15 protein-coding genes are annotated in these 21,727 nt (G+C 59.9%); 14 read left to right on the forward strand and 1 reads right to left on the reverse strand.

Going from position 1 to position 21,727, the window contains the following annotated elements:
- Positions 1-3: 3 nt before the first annotated feature.
- The 6 genes from ACQZ63_RS09005 (at position 4) to ACQZ63_RS09030 (ending at position 8,554) form a co-directional block, all read left to right on the forward strand.
- Entirely contained in the window at positions 4-504 is a 501-nt protein-coding gene (locus ACQZ63_RS09005; RefSeq protein ID WP_019564722.1) for an RNA polymerase sigma factor, read from the forward strand.
- Positions 505-615: 111 nt separating this feature from the next.
- A complete protein-coding gene (locus ACQZ63_RS09010; protein WP_019564721.1) occupies positions 616-1,611 on the forward strand; it encodes a FecR family protein in 996 nt (331 codons plus the stop codon).
- A gap of 148 nt (positions 1,612-1,759) precedes the next feature.
- On the forward strand, positions 1,760-4,531 hold the full coding sequence (locus tag ACQZ63_RS09015) for a TonB-dependent receptor (RefSeq protein ID WP_026330691.1): 2,772 nt from the start codon (positions 1,760-1,762) through the stop codon (positions 4,529-4,531).
- A gap of 105 nt (positions 4,532-4,636) precedes the next feature.
- A complete protein-coding gene (locus tag ACQZ63_RS09020; RefSeq protein ID WP_019564719.1) occupies positions 4,637-5,392 on the forward strand; it encodes a hypothetical protein in 756 nt (251 codons plus the stop codon).
- Positions 5,393-5,406: 14 nt separating this feature from the next.
- Entirely contained in the window at positions 5,407-7,254 is a 1,848-nt protein-coding gene (locus ACQZ63_RS09025) for a type I secretion system permease/ATPase (RefSeq protein ID WP_019564718.1), read from the forward strand.
- Positions 7,241-8,554: an HlyD family type I secretion periplasmic adaptor subunit gene (locus ACQZ63_RS09030; RefSeq protein ID WP_013761628.1), complete on the forward strand. Its 1,314-nt coding sequence runs from the start codon at positions 7,241-7,243 to the stop codon at positions 8,552-8,554. Before ACQZ63_RS09025 ends, ACQZ63_RS09030 begins: the two co-directional genes overlap by 14 nt.
- Positions 8,555-8,587: 33 nt before the next feature.
- Here ACQZ63_RS09030 and ACQZ63_RS09035 read toward each other — a convergent pair whose 3' ends face one another.
- Positions 8,588-10,939 carry a helix-turn-helix transcriptional regulator gene (locus tag ACQZ63_RS09035; RefSeq protein WP_019564716.1) on the reverse strand — a complete coding sequence of 784 codons (2,352 nt, stop codon included), beginning with the start codon at positions 10,937-10,939 and terminating at the stop codon, positions 8,588-8,590.
- Between the two features lie 136 nt (positions 10,940-11,075).
- Between ACQZ63_RS09035 and ACQZ63_RS09040 the strand changes: the two genes are divergently transcribed.
- The 8 genes from ACQZ63_RS09040 (at position 11,076) to ACQZ63_RS09075 (ending at position 21,702) form a co-directional block, all read left to right on the forward strand.
- Complete coding sequence (locus ACQZ63_RS09040) at positions 11,076-12,104, forward strand: ABC transporter permease (RefSeq protein ID WP_113555386.1); 1,029 nt, start codon at positions 11,076-11,078, stop codon at positions 12,102-12,104.
- Entirely contained in the window at positions 12,104-12,985 is an 882-nt protein-coding gene (locus ACQZ63_RS09045) for an ABC transporter permease (RefSeq protein ID WP_019564714.1), read from the forward strand. The genes ACQZ63_RS09040 and ACQZ63_RS09045 overlap by 1 nt, the downstream gene beginning before the upstream one ends.
- A gap of 4 nt (positions 12,986-12,989) precedes the next feature.
- On the forward strand, positions 12,990-14,636 hold the full coding sequence (locus ACQZ63_RS09050) for an ABC transporter ATP-binding protein (protein ID WP_113555385.1): 1,647 nt from the start codon (positions 12,990-12,992) through the stop codon (positions 14,634-14,636).
- Positions 14,637-14,653: 17 nt separating this feature from the next.
- Positions 14,654-16,210: a hydantoinase/oxoprolinase family protein gene (locus ACQZ63_RS09055; RefSeq protein ID WP_113555470.1), complete on the forward strand. Its 1,557-nt coding sequence runs from the start codon at positions 14,654-14,656 to the stop codon at positions 16,208-16,210.
- The gene (locus ACQZ63_RS09060) at positions 16,203-17,336 is read left to right on the forward strand and encodes a DUF917 domain-containing protein (protein WP_013761623.1); all 1,134 of its coding nucleotides are present in this window, start codon (positions 16,203-16,205) and stop codon (positions 17,334-17,336) included. The genes ACQZ63_RS09055 and ACQZ63_RS09060 overlap by 8 nt, the downstream gene beginning before the upstream one ends.
- Before the next feature lie 43 nt (positions 17,337-17,379).
- Entirely contained in the window at positions 17,380-18,975 is a 1,596-nt protein-coding gene (locus tag ACQZ63_RS09065; RefSeq protein WP_162763571.1) for an ABC transporter substrate-binding protein, read from the forward strand.
- 115 nt (positions 18,976-19,090) lie between these two features.
- The gene (locus tag ACQZ63_RS09070) at positions 19,091-20,167 is read left to right on the forward strand and encodes a DUF917 domain-containing protein (protein ID WP_003506758.1); all 1,077 of its coding nucleotides are present in this window, start codon (positions 19,091-19,093) and stop codon (positions 20,165-20,167) included.
- Positions 20,164-21,702 carry a hydantoinase/oxoprolinase N-terminal domain-containing protein gene (locus tag ACQZ63_RS09075; RefSeq protein ID WP_065704205.1) on the forward strand — a complete coding sequence of 513 codons (1,539 nt, stop codon included), beginning with the start codon at positions 20,164-20,166 and terminating at the stop codon, positions 21,700-21,702. Before ACQZ63_RS09070 ends, ACQZ63_RS09075 begins: the two co-directional genes overlap by 4 nt.
- Positions 21,703-21,727 lie beyond the last annotated feature (25 nt).

Genomic DNA, 21,727 nt, shown 5'->3' on the forward strand with positions numbered 1-21,727 from the left:
GACATGGGCATACGGGAAGATGACAAGCGTTATAACGCTTACGTCGCGCACAGGGTTGACCTGATCAAATACGCCACGCTTATTTTAGGGTCGCGGGCGGACGCGGAGGACGTGGTTCAGGAGGCATTCCTGAAATTCGTTCCCGAAGGTTCCGGCAATCCTTCCAACCTCAAATCCTATCTTTTCCGCATCGTCCGCAACCTCGCCCTCGATAATCGCCGCCGCAACCGGCAGGACCTGCGGGAGCGGCCCGACGATACCCCGTTCTGGGGCATACCGCAGGGTCACGGCACACCAGAAGAGCATGCCCTGTTCTGCGGCGAGGTCCGGCAGATGCAGATTATTTTGGCCTCTCTGCCGGTTCAGGCGCGTGTGGCATTGGAAATGCATAGATTTGGCGGCTACAATATGGAAGAGATCGCCCGTCACCTCGGCGTATCCGTGGCTAGCGCCCACCGTCTGATTAAGAGTAGTATTGCCGCCATTACCAAAGAAATGCAGTAAAATAGCCTTTATTGTTTCATCTTGTGAAAAAAAGTTCTCCCTCAAACGTCTTTAAAGCAACACGGAAGACGAGGCATCTCCTCCGCCCAGTCAAAGGAACTGACCGGCTCAATGACAATTGATCCCGATAAAAAAATAACATTGCCGACCGGGAAGGCGGAGGAGGCTGCCGACTGGCTGATACGCCTGCAGACGGGTTCGGCGGAACCGCGGCTGAAGGCGGAATTTGATCGATGGTTGGCTGCTTCGCCGGCAAATCGTCTGGCCTGGGAGCGGACATGCAAGACTTGGCGGAATCTCGGTCTGGTCGAGCCGGGTTTAAAAAGCCTCTGGGAAGACGCGCCGCACCTGCCTGGCGTTGCCGGAAAACAGGCATCGCGACGGCGCTGGTCCTTGCGGCATTATGCCGGCATGGCGGTGGCAGCAGTGTCTCTCTGTCTTGCGGTGCTGTTCGTTCCCACGCTTTTCGTCCATATCAAGGCCGAATATCAGACCAGTACCGCAGAGAGCCGCACCATAACCCTTGAAGACGGCAGCAGGGTGCAGCTTGCCGCGGCAAGTGCGCTTACCACTGATTTTGCTAATGGCCGCCGTAATGTGAAGGTGCTGAAGGGCGAAGCTTTTTTTGATGTCGTGCCGGATAGCGACCGTCCCTTTGTCGTGGAGGCGAAAAACCTGACCGTCCAAGTGCTCGGCACGGCTTTCGATGTCGACATGACGGATGGCGTGACGCAAGTCGCGCTTGCGCATGGTTCCGTGGAAGCTTCCTTCCGCAACGCGCCACCAACGCGGCTGGTGCCGGGTGAGATGCTGGTTGTCGACGCCTCCGGTACAATCCGGAAAGAGACCGTTCCCGTCGAGGATATTGGTGGCTGGCGCAACGGCGAGCTTTACGTTGTGGATGCGACGATCGGTTCTGTCGTCGAGCAAATCCAGCGGTATCATCCCGCATGGCTGACGATGGCGGACAAGACGCTTGCAGAGCAGCGTGTGACTGGCTTCTACAATCTTCGCGATCCGGACCGTGCGCTGGAAGCATTGGTGGAACCCTATAAGGGCAAGGTGCATGCGATTGCCAATACTGCCCGCATCATCACCCGTTTCTGAAGCGCAATAAAACAAAAAATCGTATTTATTTTCAGTCGTTTATAAAAAATTCTCCGAAACCCTGAAAAAAACTGCCGAGGCAATCGTCTTTTTGTTGAGTAATCCGGTCAAGATATAGCCGGAGCGAAGACAGGAAGACAAAAGCAGTATGCGCCTCCAGATACGTAAGAACGGTTCAGGGAAAAACGCGGCAAAGCCGGCACGTATGACGGTGCTTTTGGCGACAACGGCGGTGGTCGTTTCAATGTCGGTACCGGCTTTTGCGCAGAGCGGACCGAATGCCGCCAATGGTCAGCGCTCCGGTGGCGAGCAGGGTGCAACGCGGCCTTTTAATATTCCCGCCCAGCCGCTGTCCTCCGTTGTCGGCTTTTTCGGGCGGCAATCCGGTCTGCAGGTTACGCTTGCCACACCGTCCGCCGGCAATGTGCGCACCAATGCCGTTACCGGCAGTTTTACGGTGCGGGATGCGCTGTCACGGCTTCTGGCAGGCACGGGCGTGAATTTCCGGTTTGCCGGAAATGGCAGAACCGTCGTCATAGGCTCGGGGCAGGCCGCTGCCGATCTTTCCGGGGCGGAAGGCACCACCGTTCTGGAAGAAATTACCGTGACGGGAAAAACCGGACGCAATTCCATTGCCGGCACCGGTTATCAGGGAACGCCCGACTGGGTTTATGAAACACCCGCCAGTGTCAGCGTCGTCAGTCGCGAGGCGATCCAGTCCGCCGGCGTGCGCAACACGCGCGATGTCTTCAACCGCGTCTCCGGCGTCTACGCCGGTGAGGGCAACGGCAGCTTCCCTACCGTTTCGCCCAATATACGTGGCTTGCAGGAAAGCGGCCGCGTGGTCGTCTCCATCGATGGTGCGCGGCAGAATGCGCAGCGTGGCGCAGCTTTCGGCGGCGCCACGAGTTACACCGCGAGCGCCGGGCAGGGTTACGTCGATGTCGCCTTTATCCGTGCTGTCGAGATCGAGAAAATAACCAATGCGAGGTCGGGTAACGCGGGTTCGCTTGGCGGGAAGGTTGAGTTCCGTACCGTCAGCGCCGCCGATCTGATCCCCGAGGGTGCGAACAAGGGGGCTGAGGTGAATGTCTCCCGTGGCACCAATGGTTACGATTTTCAGGGTTCGGTTCTGGCCGCAGTTCGTGAGCCGAATGGCCCTCTCTCCTTTGTTGCCGGTTACAGCCGCACGATCATGGATGAATACAAGATCGGAACCAAGGGTGAGGCCCGAAGCACCGCTTTGACGATGAAGGACCTGCTCGGCAGGGACGGTTGGTCGACATTTTTCAAGGGCGAAGGTGACTTCGGGGATGTGCAGACTTCGTTGTCATGGATGCATCAGCAGAATGATTTTGTTCAGGGTGCGTCCACCGTGGTCGACAGGGAAAGTGTACGCAACGACAGCGTCGTCGCGAAGCTGGACTGGGACCCCGAAAGCGAACTCATCGATTTCAAATCGTCGTTGTGGCTGAACGACAATATGACGCACGAGTTGCGATCGGCGCGCACTTATGCGGTGGAGACCAATCTAGATATGGGCCTGCGCAGCTTCGGTGGCAACTTGGAAAATACCAGTCGTTTCGACACCAAGGCGGGTGCGCTCAGCCTAAATTATGGGGCCGAAGCCTTCCGGGATATAGCCACATCCGTTGCTATTAGCTCCAAGATCAAGGAAAACCCCTCCTTTGCTACCAGCTACACGGCTTTCAGCCCCGCCGGGCGGCGCGATGTCGCGAGCCTGTTTTTAAACGGTGAGCTGGAGCCGGCGGATTGGATCACGCTAAGTGGCGGCGTGCGTTACGACTGGTCACGCCTGAAGGGATCGGCGACTTATTACAGTACCCGCAGCTATCTCGTAGACACCTCTGTCCCCTGCGATCCAGTCGGCAACCATTACACACCTCTCGACTATTTCAATCAGGTGTTCCTTCCCGCCAACCCGTCCTGGGCTGCGCGCTACGCGCTTTATCTGGCGCGTGCCTGGCCTAATGCTTCGGCAGGTTGCATGCCTGGAACTGGCACAATTACGCCACCGATACCTGTTACCGAATACCCGGAGCACAATGTCGATATCGATCGCACCTACAGTGCCTGGCTACCCTCCGCCACGATTGAACTGAAACCCGTCGACTGGTTCCGTCCCTATGTGAGCTATTCCCAAAGCCTGCGTCCGCCGACAATTCTCGAGGCTCTCTTTGCCGGTGCCCGTCCGGGGGACAGCCCCGGATATGAATATGCCCCGAACACATCCCTGCGGGCCGAAAAAGCCACCACCTACGAAATCGGCGCGAATATGAGCTTTGACGGCGTGCTGCTGGACAACGATTCCGTCCGCATCAAAATGGCCGCCTTTCGCCGTGGGGTGAAGGATTACATCGCTCTCGGTTATCTCGTCACGGATCAGGTGGCGGATCGGACCTATACCAGCTTCGTCAATCTCGACGGCACGACCTATATGCGCGGCCTTGAATTCGAGGGCAATTACGATGCCCGAAGCTTCTGGCTTGGTGGCTCAGCGACGCTGCTGAAGACCGATTGGCCGGACAAAACCCAGGTTTTCTCTAACGGCACGACCACGACAAGCGGCGAGATCGTCGCATGGCCGGGCGATGTTGCACCCAAGGTGAAGCTGACGCTCGATGGCGGCATGCGTTTCTTCGAGGAAAAATTCTCTTTGGGCGCACGGCTCAACCATGTCACGCCGACGCAATCGCGGACGCTCGATACGGAGGGTAATCTGCGGGAGGTAACCGATCCCTACACGACGGTAGACCTATACGGCTCCTATGCCTTCAACGAAAAGGCGACGCTTCGTTTCGCGGTCAACAACCTGACCGACCGCAAATACATCCCGGCAGCCAGTGCCTATACCGCGCCGGGCCGCACATTTATCGCAACGATGAACGTGAAGTTCTGATGCGCGGAAGAAATTCTCCGGGCTGGGGTTGCAGCCCGTCCCGGAGATGAAACGCCTTCGTCACATGACAAAGGTATCCCTATTGGCCAGCAAAGGAGTACACCTATGGCTACCACAATTCAACTGACGCAATCTTCCTCCGACCTGATCGGTTACCTCAACGGTTGGACGAGCGGTTTCGGTTCGACCTATGGTGCGTTCTACGACGCTCAGACCAGCTCTCTCGCCACTACCACTATCGATCCGAACACGACCTATGAGGCGTGGGGCGATGGCAGCAACGGTGGCAAGGGCATTGTCATGAGCGGTGCCCTGCAATACTCCCAGGGCAACCTGACAGGTTCGGTCGACAGCATCGTTCTCGGCACCGGCTACAGCCAGTCCACTAGCGGCATCGCCGTCAGCCAGCAGGAACTGTTGATCGATCCCGACGGCTCCTACTCGCTCGCAGGCGCGCGCGATCTTCTCGATCTCGCCGTTTACCAGCTTGCCCGTTTCGGCTCTCTGGCCGGCTTCTATGACTACTTCGCGGCCACCGGCACGGTGGTCGAGGATACGGCCGCTTCCAATACCCTGACGGGCTTTGCCGGCGCGGACACCTTCGTATTCTCCGGCGGCAATGACGTCGTGAACGCCGGCCCGACCGGAACCTACGGTTATCAGGATGGTACGGATACGCTTGATGTTTCCGCCTGGGGTGCAACTTCGGTGAATGATTTGTTGTGGTATAACGATAATGGAAATGCCGTTATCCTTTCGGCAGCAGACACGTCCGTATCCATCACGCTCAACGGTGTCGATGCAAGCGTACTGGACGCATCGGACTTCATTTTCGCCAGCGCATCGGCGCTTGCCGCTTAAAGGAAAATCAGGCTGTGGGCTTTCAAAACCACCAGCAGACACCGCCGCAGTCCCTCACTGCGGCGGTTGTTTCGCCCCTTAAAAGCACGTTTTTCGGTGTGGCGCTCGTCAGCGGTGTGGTCAACATCCTGGCGCTGACGTCGCCCCTGTTCATGCTTCAGGTTTACGACCGGGTGCTGGCCAGCGGCAGTCTGCCGACACTTGTCGGGATCGCCATTCTTGCGCTCGGCCTCTATGGCTTCCAGTGCCTGCTCGACATCATCCGCGCCCGGGTCCTGATCCGTATCGGCGAGGACTTCGACATGCGCTATTCCGGCAAGGTGCATGATGCGGTGGTGTGCCTGCCGCTCGTCAACCGCATGCCGGGGGACGGCCTGCAGCCGCTGCGCGATCTCGACAACGTGCGCGGTTTTCTGTCCGGCACGGGGCCGACCGCCTTTTTCGATCTGCCTTGGATGCCGCTCTACCTTGGCATATGTTTTCTGTTTCATTTCTGGATCGGCGTGACGGCTCTTGCCGGTGCCGTTCTGCTTATATCCCTGACCATCTTGACCAATATGTTCTCGCAGAAGCCGATCCGCGACACCATGGTCGAAAACATGGCGCGCAACCGGCAGCTGGAAGCCTCGCGCCGCAACGCCGAAGTCGTGCAGGCCATGGGGCTCGGCGGCCGGCTTGGCAAACGCTGGCAAATCTCCAACGAGGCTTATCTCGCCGCCAACCGCAAGGCGGGCGACGTGGCCGGCGGCCTCGGCAATATCGCAAAATCCCTGCGGATCGTGCTGCAATCGGCCATTTTGGCGGTCGGCGCATGGCTGGTCATTCAGCAGGAGGCCTCAGGCGGCGTGATGATCGCCAGTTCGATCATGATGGGTCGGGCTTTGGCGCCCGTCGATCTTGCCATATCTAACTGGAAGTCCTTCGTTGCCGCCCGCCAGAGCTGGGCGCGGCTAAGGGAGCTTTTTGCGCAGATGCCGGTAACGGCGACCGCAATGGCACTGCCGAAGCCTGAGAGAGAATTGAAAGTCGAAAACGTCACCATCATTCCACCGGGAGAGAGAAAACCGACCGTCGCGGGCCTTGGTTTCGTCATGACCGCCGGGAATGCGCTCGGTGTCATCGGCCCATCCGGCTCGGGAAAATCCACCCTCTCGCGCATTCTCACCGGAGCCTGGATGCCCGCCGCCGGTAAGGTGCGGCTTGATGGTGCGAGCTTCGATCAATGGGATCGCGAAGCCCTCGGCCGCCATATCGGTTATCTGCCGCAGGGCGTGGAGCTTTTCGACGGCACGATCGGCGAAAACATTTCCCGTTTCGAGGACAATCCCGATCCCGACGCAATCATTGCTGCTGCGAAAGCCGCCGGTGCGCACGAACTGATCCTGCGCTTCGAAAAGGGGTATGACAGCGATATAGGTGAGGCCGGTTCCGCGCTTTCGGCAGGACAACGCCAGCGTATCGGTCTCGCGCGTGCGCTTTATGGCGATCCCTTCATCGTCGTGCTGGACGAGCCGAATGCCAATCTCGATGCGGAGGGCGAAGCCGCCGTTGTCAGGGCGATTGCGTCGGTTAAGGCGCGCAACGGTATCGCCATCGTCGTCGCGCATCGGCCCAGCGCGATCGGTGCCGTCGATTTCATTCTGATGATGGAGGAAGGGCGGATGAAGGCCTTCGGTCCGCGCGACGAGGTTCTCTCTAAAGTGCTGCGCACTCCGAATGCTCAAGCGGCGAAAGGTTTCACCGCATCCGCGCACACGGTTTCACCATTGCGTGTCGTCGCGAATACCCAGCCTAAGACGGTGGCGCTGCAAGAGATTGGCGAAGAGAACAGGCAGGAAGGAGATACGGATGTCAAAAATTGACCAGCGCACGCAGGTGTCCCGCTCCATCCGCAAACATCTTCTTGCCGGTCTTGCCGCAAGCGTCGCACTGCTGGCCGGCGTCGGCGGATGGGCAGCGACGACAAATCTTGCTGGCGCGGTCGTGGCGTCCGGTCATCTTGTGGTCGATTCTTATATCAAGAAGGTACAGCACCCCAAGGGTGGCGTCGTCGGTGAAATTCTGGTGAGCGAAGGTGGCAGGGTAAAGGCTGGCGACGTCGTCATGCGTCTCGACGCCACCCAGACCCGCGCTAATCTCGCCATAGTGACCAAGCGGCTGGATGAGCTGAGCGCGCGCATGGCAAGGCTGGAGGCCGAACGGGACGATCTGCCGGAACTCGTTTTTCCACAGGCTCTGGTGGCGCGCAAGGACGATCCCGATGTCGCTTCCGCCATGCGTAGCGAAACCAGGCTGTTCGAATTCCGCAAATCTTATCGCGAGGGGCGCAAAGCGCAGCTTGTGGAGCGTATCACCCAGTTCGAACATGAAATCGAAGGATTGAGGGCACAGGAAGTCGCCTACGACAACGGGCTTGCGGTTTTGCAGGCTGAGATCACCTCGCAGAAATCCTTGCGGGAGCAGGGCATCGTGTCCGTGCAGCGGCTGAACAGCCTGCAGACCCAGGCCGCGACATTTGGCGGTGAGCGTGGCGAAAAAATCGCCTATCAGGCGCAGACGGCGGGCAGGATCACCGAAACGAAACTGCAGATCCTGCAGATCGATCAGGAACTGCGCACCGAAGTGGGCCGGGAACTGCGCGAGATACAGGCGCAGACGGGTGAATATGTTGAGCGGAAGGTCGCTGCGGAGGACGAGCTGAAGCGCATCGATATCATCGCGCCGCAATCCGGCATGGTGCATGAAATGGCGGTGCATACCGTGGGCGGCGTGGTGACGCCGGCCGACCCGATCATGCTCATCGTGCCTGATGGGGACGAACTGGCACTCGAGGTGCAGATCGTGCCGAAGGATATAGACCAGTTGCAGGTAGGGCAAAAAGCGATGCTGCGGATGACCGCGTTCAACCAGCGTGTCACGCCGGAACTGGAAGGCCATGTCAGTCGCATCGCCGCCGATATCACCACCGATCAGAGGACCGGCCTCTCCTATTATCTGGCGCGGATTTCCATACCGGTTGCCGAGCGGGAAAAGCTGAACACTGCGCCGCTGATGCCGGGCATGCCTGCCGAGGCCTTCATCCAGACCAGCGAGCGCACCGCGCTGTCCTATATCGCCAAGCCGCTGACGGACCAGATCAACCGCGCCTTCCGGGAAGAGTAGCGGGCTTTTCTGATCGGCAGTCACGACTTGAGATCAAAGCCAGCCCAGCGCTTTCGCTGCGCGGATCGCTTCCGCGCGGCGTTTGCAATCCAGCTTGCGGAACAGGTTTCCGAGATGGAATTTTACCGTCACTTCCGAGATGTTGAGGGTCTGCGCGATCTTCTTGTTAGACATGCCGCTGGCCAGCAATTGCAGCATCTGTGCTTCCCGCTGTGAAAGCCCGCCATGCAGGGCGCGTGCCTGCGGCGAGTTGACCGAGGCGGCGAAAATCGACAGCGCGTTCCGGACATCGGAAGAGGTTTCGATGAAACCGCGGATACGGCGATTGTTCAGAAGCGGCGACAGGAATATGCGCTCCTCCGACAGGACGCCGTTGCAGCCAAGGCGCGTCGCCGATTCAAGTGCGTTGAGGATATGGGCGCGGGCGCCGGCACTGTCACGACGCTGGTGTGCGGCATAGCTCTGCCATATTCTGAGCGCGACCTTTTCGCGGTTGGTGACCTTGGGGTTGGCGATCATTGCATCCATCTGCCGGGCGAGATAGGCGCGCGGCGTGAAAAGATGTACCGCGTCGCGGAGCCAGGCCATCACATAGGCGATTTCGTCGCGCCGTGTGAGCCGGGCAAGGTCCTCATTCGCGCTCTCCACCCAGTTGCGACCCATCGGCATGCGAATTGCCGATAGCGTCGCTGCCGCATCCGCCCAGCGGTTGGCGTTCTGGTAGGCAATGGCCGTTCTGATCTCCATCATCGCATGGAATTGCAGGCCTTCCGAAAGGTGAATCCACAGGCCGTCGAGAAAGCCCGGACGAACGGTCATCGGAAAATGATCGATCAGCACCTGCGAGGCATAATGCAGGGCAAACTGCATCAGGCTCGGCCATATCTCGGCGGCGGCGAAGTGGTCGAATTCATGCTCGACGAAGTGCAACAGGTCGCGCGGTTTTCCCGCCTCATAGGCAAGGCAGGCTTCCGCCAGCCGCAGCATTCGGAACTCCTGCGCGGCGTCGTGTGGCACCTGTTCCAACCTTGTGCGCGCATCCTGTGCCGCGCGACGGGCCAAGAGCACATCACCGCTCATCAGTCGCAGGACGATCTGGTGCAGATGGATGAAGAATTCGAGCAGCGGCTGCCCGCCCATCTTGCGCAGATAGATAAGCGCGCGGGCGGCGGCGGCCTCGGCCTCGCGAAAATTACGGCGGCGGATTTCGAATTCCAGCAGCGCATTGTAATAGGCCGCCCATTTGCCGTGATCGTCCATGGGGTAATCGGCCATGAATTCCCCGAGGCGCGTTATCACAGCGTCATTGGGGGTCAGGTCCTCGGCAATCATCAGGTTCAGCCGGAAGGTGCGGGCGGCAAAGGAAAAACGCGAACCGCGGGCAAGCACCTTGAGTGGATCGAGATAATCCGAACCGAGGCTCTTGCCAAGCAGATGGCGCACGCGTTGCAATTCGCCCTGTTTCAGCAATGCGCGGGTGACGGCGAAGAGGACTGTTTCATTCGCCGCGATCATGTCCTGCGAAAACCGCATGATGATCTCACGAAACCTGTCGACGCTGCTTCGGTAGATCAGTTCGCGCCCATGGGCGCGTTCTAGGATTTGCGCGGCGTGGGTCTCATAACCGCGGTCAAGCAACATGGCCATTGCCGCAAGCGCCCGCCCTTCCTTCTCGAATGCGGAAGCGACCTCTACCACTGCCCTGCCAGCCTGTAATGTGGCGAGACGTTCTCCCGCTGCCACGGTCAGAAGCCTTATCAGTGTGTCGTGTTTTTCGGGGTTTGCGATCAGGAAGGGCGGCAGAAGTTCTGCCCATTCAGCGTCGGGTTCTGCCGAGGGATTTTCCAGCCAGAGCGAAAGCGCGACCGTCTGGGCCGGTGACAGATGCGGCAGATAATTTTCCCGCAGATAGTCGACGCATAGTTTTTCGTCGGCGAGGCGAGCGAGAGACAGAAAGGCCGGCCACCCCGCATAATCATGGAGCGCCAGACGCTTCTGTTCTGTTGGAAGGCCCGCGGTCTCATCTTGGCCAAAGGCCAGTTCATTTGCTCCGATCGTCAGCGAACCACGATGCAATATTTGCCGCGCCAGCCCGCTGATACGTTGATCCGGACGGCAGGCGATGACCACGAAACGCACGGTTTCCAGAATAGGGGCGGGCATGCGGACCGCGCGTGCAAAGACCGGCACATCCCATAGCAGACAGCCTTTTGCCGCCTCATCACTTCTGGGCTGGTGCGTCCGGCATACCTCGGTCCCCAGCTCTTGTGCCAGCAAGTCCATAAGAACGCTTTTCCCGGCGCCCGCCGGCGCGCGCAGAAAGATCACGCCTGCGGTTTCGCTGGCGATACGGCGGCAGAGTGTGGTGCGCGGCAGAAGCGTCATTCAGACAGGGATAGGAGATCTGAATTCAAAAACCTATACTCATTTATCAAAAAACTATACCTTTCTGCGATTGTTCAAAAGGACATGTGGTGAAAACTTGTGCTCAGGAAACTGATGCACAAGGAACGGTCCACCGATGCAGCAACATCCGCTGGTCGCGATTTTGAACAGGCTCGGCGCTTTCGTACTGGTCATGATCGCCCTGTCCATCATGATTTTTGCTCTAGCCCGTGTGGTGCCGGGTGATCCCGCGCGCATGGCGCTCGGGCCTGCGGCAACACAGGAACAAGTTGATGCGCTGCGCGGCGAGATGGGTCTCGATAAGCCGCTCGCCGCCCAATACCTCGACTATATCGGCAACGCCCTGCACGGTGACCTGGGCTTCTCGCTGGTTTCCCAGCGCCCCGTCACCACCGATCTGGCCCAGACCGTTCCTGCGACCGTCGAACTGGTTCTGGTCTCAGTCATCTTCATGTTTGCCGTCGCCATCCCGCTTGGCGTCATCACCGCGCATTACCGCGACCGTCCGCTCGACCATATCGGCCGTATCCTCTCGCTCACCGGCGTGACGATCCCGAGCTTTTTGTTTGCCATCACGCTGCAATTGCTGGCCGCTCGCTTTCTCTCCGGCTGGCCGATCATCGGTAGGATCGATCATTCGTTTGGCTGGCAGGGTGGCCCGACGGGCTTCATCCTGATCGACGGTACGCTTGCCGGACGGTTCGATGTGGTGCTGGATGCGATGAAGCACCTTGCGCTGCCGGCCTTTGCGCTCTCCATGGCCGGTATCGGCCAGATCACCCGCATCACGCGTTCCTCGATGATCGAGAACCAGCGCAAGGATCACGTGCTCACCCTGCAAAGCTTCGGCGTGCCGGAGCGGGTCATCATCTTCCGTTATCTGCTGAAGCTTTCCTCCATCGCGCCGCTGACGATCATGGGGCTCGAATTCGCCTCGCTGATCGGCAATGCCTTCGTGATCGAAATGGTCTTCGCCTGGGGCGGATTCGCGTCCTACGGGCTGAACGCCATCCTTCAGAAAGATCTCAATGCCGTGACTGCCGTGGTGCTGGTGGCCGGCCTGTTCTTCATCGTTGCGAACCTGATCGTTGATGTCCTGATCTCGATCATCGACCCGCGCCTGCGCCGCAAGGAGGCTCGCTGATGGCTGATATGAAAATGCTCGAACCCACCGATCGGGGCTTAAGCGCCGGTTACATGATGTGGTACCGCTTCAGCCGCAATCCGGCAGCGGTCATCGGTTCGCTGATCCTGTTGTCGGTGCTGGTTCTGGCGATCTTTGCGCCCTGGCTTACACCCTATCCCAAACATATCGGCGCGGTCGTCGATTTCCGTGCCCGCCACATGCCGCCGGATCTGGAGCACTGGTTCGGAACCGACAAGGCCGGACGCGACATCTTTTCCCGCACTGTCTTCGGGCTCAGGGTCTCGCTTCTTCTCGTCATCGGCGTGCTCGGCATCTCGGTCCCGGTCGGCACCGTGCTTGGCCTGGTCGCCGGTTATTTCGGCGGCTGGACCGAGAAAATCATCAGCGGCCTGACGAACGTGATGCTGGCCATGCCGCCCCTCGTCATGGCGCTGGCGGTCTCCAACCTGCTGGAACCCACCTTGATGAACGCCATGATCGCGATCACGCTTCTATGGTGGACCTGGCATGCGCGGCTGATCTATTCGGTGTCGAAATCCATCGCATCCGAGGACTACATCGAAGCGGCACGCCTTGCAGGTGCGGGTCCGCTGCACATTCTCTTTCGCGAAATTCTGCCCAATTGCGTCTCGGTCATATCAGTCAAGACGACGCTGGATGCGGCATTCGTCATCCTCTTTGGCGCGACACTGAGTTTCCTCGGTTTCGGCGTCAAACCGCCAACTCCCGATCTCGGCTCGATGGTTGCCGATGGGCGCCAGTTCATGCCGGATTTCTGGTGGGAAGTCCTCTGCCCCGGCGCGGCCGTGCTTTACGTGACGCTGGGTTTCAATCTGCTGGGCGACGGCCTGCGTGACATGTTCGACGTGGAAAGCTAAAGCCATGACTGAACCGCTTCTCAAAGTCGAAAACCTCAACGTCACCTTCACCAACTACGGTCGCACGCGCCAAGTGCTGCGCGATGTCGCCTTCACAGTCTCAGCCGGCGAGCGGGTGGCGCTGATCGGCGAAACCGGATCGGGTAAATCGGTCACCGCCAAGGCGATCATCGGCACTTTGCCGAAGAATGCCACTATTGCCTCCGGCGCCATTGTCATCGACGGGCGGGATGTGCTCGCCATGCCGCGAAGGGAACGCGAGGCGCTTAAGGGAACGGCGTTTTCGCTGATCATGCAGGACCCGCTGTCTTCCTTCAATCCGGTCTTTAAGATCGGCACGCATCTCGATGATGTCATGCGCTTTGCCGACAAGCGCAACGGCATCAACTCGTCCAAGGCAGAGCGCCGCACCCGTATCGCAGCGGTTCTGCGCCGCGTGCAGCTTGGCGATACCGAGCGGGTCATGAATGCCTATCCGTCCGAGCTTTCGGGCGGCATGCGCCAGCGCGTGTTGATCGGGCTTGCGCTGCTGCATCAGCCGAAGCTCCTCATCGCGGATGAGCCCGGCACCGCGCTCGACGTCACCACGCAGGACGAAATTCTCAATCTCATCAACCAGCTGGTTGCCGAAGAAAATATGGCGCTGCTGATGATCACCCATAATCTCGGTGTCGTACGTAAGGTGGCGGATCGGGTCGTGGTTATGCACCATGGCGACATCGTCGAGACCGGTCCCTGCACGCAAATCCTGCACGCTCCCGCTGCGGACTACACGCGTTCGCTGCTGGATGCGGTGCCGCCGCTCTACGGTCCGCGTGTCGCCGATCTGGCGCAGAGCACACGCTCGCCGATCGTTACCATCGAGGGCCTGAACAAGATTTACGGCAGACGCAACGGTTACCACGCCGTGCGCGACGTGAACCTGACGCTGAAGGACGGCGAAATTTTCGGTCTTGCGGGCGAGTCCGGTTCTGGAAAAACCTCGGTCGCCCGGATGATCATGGGACTTTCTCGCCCGACCTCCGGCAATCTTGTCGTCGACGCCCCGTCTCCCAGCCGTGGCAAGCGGTTGACGCAGATCGTCTATCAAAATCCGGGCACTTCCCTAAATCCGAAGCGCACGGTCAGGCAGACGCTTACCCTACCGTTGAAATCCATCGGTATGGACGGTGAGGCGCGCGAACGCCGGATGCAGGAACTGATGGGGCTGGTGCGATTGCCGCAATCCTATCTCGGTAAATATCCGCATGAACTTTCCGGCGGACAGAAGCAGCGTGTCGCCATTGCCCGTGCACTCGCGGCTGAACCGAAGATCCTCATCCTCGACGAGCCGACGGCGGCGCTTGATGTCTCCGTGCAGAAGACCGTTATCGACCTTCTGCTGCAGCTGCGGGAAGAGCTTGGCCTGACCTATCTGATGATCTCGCACGACCTCTCGCTGATGCGCAATTTCTGTTCGCGCATCGCCATCATGCTGCGTGGCGAGATCGTCGAGGAAGGGGTGACGTCTGCGGTTTTCGCCGAGCCGAAGCATCCCTACACCCGCGCCCTTATCGCGGCGATCCCCGTCGTCACCGACGAGGAAGAGCGCCTGAAACCCACCGTGACAGAGGAAGAGCGTATGCGCTTCCTCGTAAAAACGACCGATTGATAAAAGAGGAGCCTGACGTGTATCGCGTTGGAATTGACGTCGGCGGCACAAATACCGATGCCGTTGTGTTACAGGAAAAGACTGTTCTGGCGGGGGTGAAAGCCTCCACCACCGAAGATGTGACGTCCGGTGTCATCGAAGCCCTTGAAAAGGTGATCGAGGCGTCGGGCATCGACAGGGCACACATCGGTGCCGTGATGATCGGCACCACGCATTTCACCAATGCGGTGATCGAGCGGCGGCATATGGACGAGGTCGCCGCCATCAGGATCGGCCTGCCGTCCGGCGCCGGCCTGCCACCGATGGTCGACTGGCCGGATGACCTCCGGGAAATCGTTGGTAACCACGGTTATCAGGTCCGCGGTGGATATGAATTCGACGGACGCGAAATCTCAGCGCTCGATGAGGACGAGATTGTCCGCATCGCCGCCGATATCCGCGCAAAGGGCCTGAAGGCCGCGGCCGTCACCTGCGTTTTCAGCGGCATCAATGATGCGATGGAAGTGCGGGCGAAGGATATCCTGCAGGAGCGCTGCCCCGGCCTGCCGGTGGTTATGTCCAAGGATATCGGACGGCATGGTCTGCTCGCCCGCGAAAGTGCTGCGATCATGAATGCCAGCCTTCTTTCGCTTGCGGACCGCACCGTTGCCGCTTTCGGCGAGGCGCTGAAGGCAGCGGGCATAACCTGCCCGTTTTACATCACCCAGAACGACGGCACGCTGATGGCGGCGGATGTGGTGCGCGGCTTCCCTGTGCTCACCTTCGCCTCCGGCCCGACGAATTCCATGCGCGGCGCTGCTTTCCTCACCGGCCTCAAGGATGCCGTGGTCGTGGATGTCGGCGGCACCACCTCCGATGTCGGCTCGCTGTCGCACGGCTTTCCGCGCCAAGCGTCCACGACGGTGGATATTGGTGGCGTGCGCACCAATTTCCGCATGCCGGATGTTTTCTCGATCGGTCTCGGTGGCGGCTCGCTGGTGGTCAATGGCGAACATGGCCTCACCGTTGGTCCGAAATCAGCCGGTTACCGCGTCCGCCGTGAGGCGCTCTGCTTCGGCGGCACGACCCTGACTGCAACCGATATCGCTGTCGCCTCCGGCAAGGCGGACGTGGGCGAGAAGGCTCTGGTTTCCACTCTGGACAAGCGGCTGGTGGATGCCGCAGTCAAAAAGATCAACGACATGCTCGAGTCCTGTGTGGAACGCAGCCGCATCTCGTCATCACCGGTGCCGGTGATCGCCGTTGGCGGCGGCTCCATTCTCATGCCTGACCGTATCGGTGATCTGGACGTCATCCGCCCCGAGAATTTCGCGGTGGCGAATGCCGTGGGTGCAGCGATCGCGCAGATTAGCGGCGAGACGGACCGCGTCTTCTCGCTGATCGAGGGGCGCACGCGTGAAAGCGCGCTTGCGGAGGCGGAGGCCGAGGCACGCGAAAAGGCGATTGCGGCTGGTGCAGTGGCCGAAACGCTGGAAGTCATCGAGCGCGAGGATATGCCGCTTGCCTATCTGCCCGGCAATGCCACCCGCATTCATGTGAAAGTCGTTGGAGAAATGGGAGCCAATCATGGCTGAGACGCGCAAGCTGAAATATGACGAAGCGGCATTGCGTACGCTGACGAGGGAAGATCTCGACGCGCTGGAAATCGGTGCGGGCATTCTCGGCACTGGCGGCGGCGGCAATCCCTATCTGGGCAAGCTGCTTGCACTCGAGGCCATGAAGGCCGGTTACGAGATGAAGATCCTTGCGACAGACGCCATCGAGCCGGACGCGCTTTGCATGTCCATCGGCGGCATTGGCGCCCCCGTTGTCGGCGTGGAGCGCATTCGCGAGGGCCGTGAGGGGCTGCGTTGCCTGCGCGCCATGGAAGAGCTGATCCGCACGCCGGTAGACGCCATCGTCTGCGAGGAAATCGGCGGCTCGAACTCCATGAACCCGCTGGTGACGGCGGCGCTTGGTGGCCTGCCGATCCTCGATTGCGACGGCATGGGCCGGGCTTTTCCCGAGATGCAGATGACGACCTTCTCCATCTATGGCCACAGTTCGACGCCATCGGTGATGTGCGACCTGCACGGCAATGCCGTGATCTTCAGCCACGCCGTTTCCGAAGTCTGGCACGAGCGCATGGCCCGTGCCTGCGTCGTTTCTCAGGGCGGCGGCGCAATGCTGGCGACCGCGCCGATGCAGGCCCACTACGTGCACCAGTATGGTATTCCGAAAACCTACACCAAGGCGATCGCGCTCGGCGAGGCGGTGATCCGTGCCCGCAAGCAGCAGGAAGACCCGATTGCGGCAGTCTGCGCGCTTGAAGGCGGACGGCGCATCTTCAACGGCAAGATCACCGATCTGAAACGCCATCTGCGCGGCGGTTTTGCCGTGGGCGATGTCGAGCTTTCCGGCTTCGACGATTGCTCGGGCCAGACGGCGAGCGTGGCGATCCAGAACGAATTCCTGCTGTTCCGCCGTGACGGCAAGGTGGAAGTGACCGTTCCTGATCTGATCGTCTTGCTCGATGTCGATACCGGTTACCCGATCACCACCGAAGTCCTGCGTTACGGCCAGCGCGTGGCCGTGGTCGCGATCCCCTGCCACGATCTGCTGCGCAGCGCCCGCGCGCTCGAAGTCGTTGGACCGGCGGCTTTCGGTTACCCGGACATTCCTTTCTCACCGCTGCCCGTCCCGGTCGGCAAGGCTGCCTAACCATAAGCGGGGCAAATGACCCGCAATAAAGAGGAGAACGACAATGAAAATGCCAGGACTTCCTTCCCGCCTTGCCGTGCTTGCGCTCGGCACGGCAATCGCGTTGCCGCTTGTTTCTTCCGCTGCTTTTGCGGATGACAAGGTTTCGGTCGCGGTCAACACGATGCAGATATTCAGCTCGCTCGACCCGGCGAAAGTGACTGACTATACCGGCTACATGGCTATTGTGAACATGTATGACGGCCTGACCACGGTGAACGCCAAGGGCGAAATCGTGCCGCATCTGGCAAAGTCCTGGGATATTTCTGAAGACGGCCTGACCTATATCTTCCATCTGCGCGACGATGCGAAGTTCCAGGATGGCACGGCGGTGAAGGCTGCCGATCTCGTCTGGTCGGTGCAGCGCCTGCTCGGCATCAACAAGGGGCCGTCGAACCTCATCGTCGGCGTACTGAAGCCCGAAAACGTCAGCGCGCCTGATGATGCGACGCTCGTCATGAAGATCGAGCGTCAGTTTTCGCCCTTCATGGCCTCCACGCCGCTGATGATGGCGTTGAACAAGACGTTGATCGAAGCCAATGCTAAGCCCGAAGACAAGTGGGGCGAGGCCTATGTGGGCGAACATTCCGCCGGTTCCGGCCCATACAAGCTCGTCAGCTACAACCGTTCTGCCGATATGGTCATTGCCCGCAATGCGGACTATTTCCTTGGCTGGACCAAGGGCAAGCCGATCGACGAAGTACGCTTCGTCCAGACGAGCGACGACGCTACCGTCAAGGCGCTGGCTGAAAAGGGCGAACTTGGCCTTTCCTCGCACGGCCTTGGCAACGACACTTATGAATCCATCGGCCGGATGAAGGGTTACAAGCTCATCCAGACCCGCACCGCCGGCGGTTTCGTCATCAAGCTCAACACCAAGGTTTACCCGACCGACGACGTTCACGTTCGTCGCGCCATTGCCTATGCGACGGATTACAAGACGATCCAGGAAGTGATCTATCCCGGTTTCGACATGCAGGGGCCGCTATCCGACGCTTTCAAGGACGCGCATAACGGCGATATTCAGCCCGGCGTCTACGATCTGGAAAAGGCGAAGGAAGAACTGGCGAAGTCGAAATATGCCGGCCAGAAAATCACGCTGGTCAACAGCTATGTCGCTTCGCTGGCCTTCGAGGCGGAAGTGGCGCTGCTTTTGCAATCCAGCCTCGAGCAAATCGGTATTACCCTCGATATCAAGCCAGAGCCGTGGAACCGTATTGTCGAGCTTTCCTCCAAGCCTGAAACGACGCCTGCGTCGACGCAGGTGAATATCTCGCCGACCTATCCGTCTCCGGATGCGATGTTCTACAACCAGTATCACTCCAAGGCATCAGGCACATGGATGTCGATGGAATGGCTGCAGAATGCGGAAATCGACGGGTTGATCGACAAGGTCCGTGCCACGACCGATACCAGCGAACAGAACGCAACCTACAAGGAACTGCAGACCAAGATCGCCGATCTTCAACCGGATGTCTGGGCGGTTGCGCCGAACCGCCGTTATGCGGCGAACAAGTGCCTTCAGGGTTACGAGTTCATTCCCATGCAGAGCTGGGACCTGAACTTCTCCAACTTCCATTGGGACTGCAAGGCGGAGTGATCTCCGTCCCATGAAAAGCGGTCCCGCCGCAGGGCGGGGCCGATGAGACTTGGAACGATAAAGGGAAGGAGCATCGCTTGCGCCGGAACGGCTGCGGCATGCCCGAGGATGACGCATGATCCAGGAATTTTCCGAAGACGACATCGAACCTCTTGCCACCGGCGCCTGGATTCTGGGAACGGGCGGTGGAGGCAATCCCTATATCTCGACGCTCAATCTGCGCCGTCTTTATGCCGAAGGCAGGCGGGTGAAGGTCATGGACCCCATGGCGCTTGCTGATGACGACATGGTTGCGGTCGTCTCCAAGATGGGTGCACCGCTTGTTGGTCAGGAACGGCTGGGAGACCCCGTTCATCTTGCCCGCGCGGTCGAGGTCATGGAGGATTATCTCGGCAAGCCTTTCCGGGCGATCATGAGCGTGGAAATCGGCGGCTCGAATGCGTTATCGTCCTTCCTCGCCGCCGCCATGCTCGACCGGCCCGTCGTCAATGCCGATGCCATGGGACGTGCTTATCCCGAAGCGCAGATGACCTCATTCGCCATCGGCAATCTGCCGATGTTTCCGCTGTCGCTGGTCGATGTGCGAGACAATGAGGTGATCGTGACGCGCGCTGCATCGTGGAAATGGATGGAGCGCATCTCGCGCAAGGTCTGCACCGAAGTCGGCTCTACCGCCGCCACCTGCAAGGCGCCGCGCACCGGCAAGGAAGTGAAGGAATGGGGCATTCATTACACCGTCACAAAGGCGACCGAACTCGGGCGCGCGGTGATGGAGGCGCGTGCACGCCATGATGACCCGGTTCAGGCGGTTCTCAACCATGAGGGTGGCAAACAGCTGTTCCGCGGCAAGGTGGTGGATGTCGCCCGCGAGACCACCGGTGGCTTTCTGCGCGGCAGTACGACCATTGAAGGCATCGACGCCGATCGCGGCTCACGCATGGAACTTGCCTTCCAGAACGAGTGGGCAGTCGCCTTCCGCGACGGCCAGCCGGTCGCCATGACGCCCGATCTGATCTGCCTTCTCGACACTGTTTCGGGCAGCGCCATCGGCACGGAATCGGTGCGCTATGGCCAGCGTGTCACGGTTATCGCCCTGCCGGCGCCGGAACTCTTGACGACGCCTGCCGGCATTGCTGCCGTTGGCCCGCGTGCCTTCGGTTATGACATTGATTTCAGATCGGTATTCCCATGAAACGCATCGGTATTGACGTTGGCGGCACCAATACGGATGCCGTTCTGATCGATGGAGACGCCATCGTTGCCTCGATCAAGGTTCCGACCACGCAGGATGTCCTGTCCGGCGTGAAGGCGGCCCTCGCTCACGTGTCTGGCCATGTCGGCGCGGCAGATCGCCCGATCGATGCGGTCATGATCGGCACCACCCATTTCACCAATGCTGTCGTGGAGCGCGCCCGGCTGGAGCGAGTTGCGGCCATCCGCATAGCGCTGCCGACCGGTTCTTCACTGCCGCCCATGTGCGACTGGCCGAAGGATCTCTACGAGGCCGTCGATCCGCTGATCTTCATGGTTCATGGTGGCCATGAATACGATGGCAGTCCGCTGGTGCCGATGATCCCGGATGAAGTCCGTGAAGCGGCGATGAAAATCCGCGATGCAGGCATTACCTCGATCGCCATTTCGGCAACCTTTTCGCCGCTGACCACGGAGTGCGAGGTGAGGGCGGCGGAGATTGTCCGTTCGGTGATCCCCGATGCACGCATCACGCTTTCCCATACGCTGGGCCGTATCGGGCTTCTGGAGCGCGAAAACGTTGCACTTCTGAATGCCGCCTTGCAGACCCTTGGCAGGACCACGGTACAGGCATTTTCGGATGCGCTGCGCGAAGCAGGTGTGAAGGCGCCGTTTTATCTTACACAGAATGACGGCACAGTGGCGCTTGCGGACGTAGCTGCCGCAAACCCCGTGCACAGCTTCGCTTCCGGCCCGACCAATTCCATGCGTGGTGCGGCTTTTCTCACCGGGCTTTCCGATGCCATGGTTGTGGATGTCGGCGGCACCACCTCCGATATTGGTTGCCTTGTCGGTGGTTTTCCGCGTGAGGCAAATAATATCGTCCATATTGGCGGGGTCCGCACCCTGTTCCGCATGCCCGATCTTCTACCTGTAGCACTGGGCGGCGGCACCATTGTCGACCCGCAGACAGGCAAGATCGGCCCGCGCTCGGTGGGGTATCGCATCCTGACCGAAGCCCGCGTTTTCGGCGGCGAGACACTGACGGCATCGGATATCGCCGTTGCGGCAGGCCTGATCGAGATGGGTGACAGGGATCGTGTGAAGGGCCTCGATCCGGCATTCGTGCAGGCGACGCTCGGCCGTATCCGCGACATGGTGGCCGACAGTTTCGACCAGATGAAGACATCAGCCGAAGACGTGCCGCTGGTTGCGGTCGGCGGCGGCGCATTCCTGATACCGGAGCAGGTGCCGGGCGCATCCGAGGTGCTGCGTGTGGAAAATGCAGGCGTTGCCAATGCGCTCGGCGCAGCGATGGCGCAGGTGTCCGGTGAGGTGGATCAGGTCTTTTCCGGGTTGAGTCGCGACGAGGCCCTTGCGAAAGCCGAGACCGAAGCGCAGAACGCAGCGGTCGCTTCGGGAGCGGAGCGCGCGAGCCTCAAGACGCTTGAGGTGGAGGATATTCCCATCGCCTATCTGCCTGGCGGCGCCCGCAGGGTCCGCGTGCGTGTTATCGGCGATATCGCCTTTCATTGATGGTAAGAGGCCCTGCCTGCGGCGG

This window comes from Agrobacterium sp. CG160-95, from assembly GCF_053521725.1.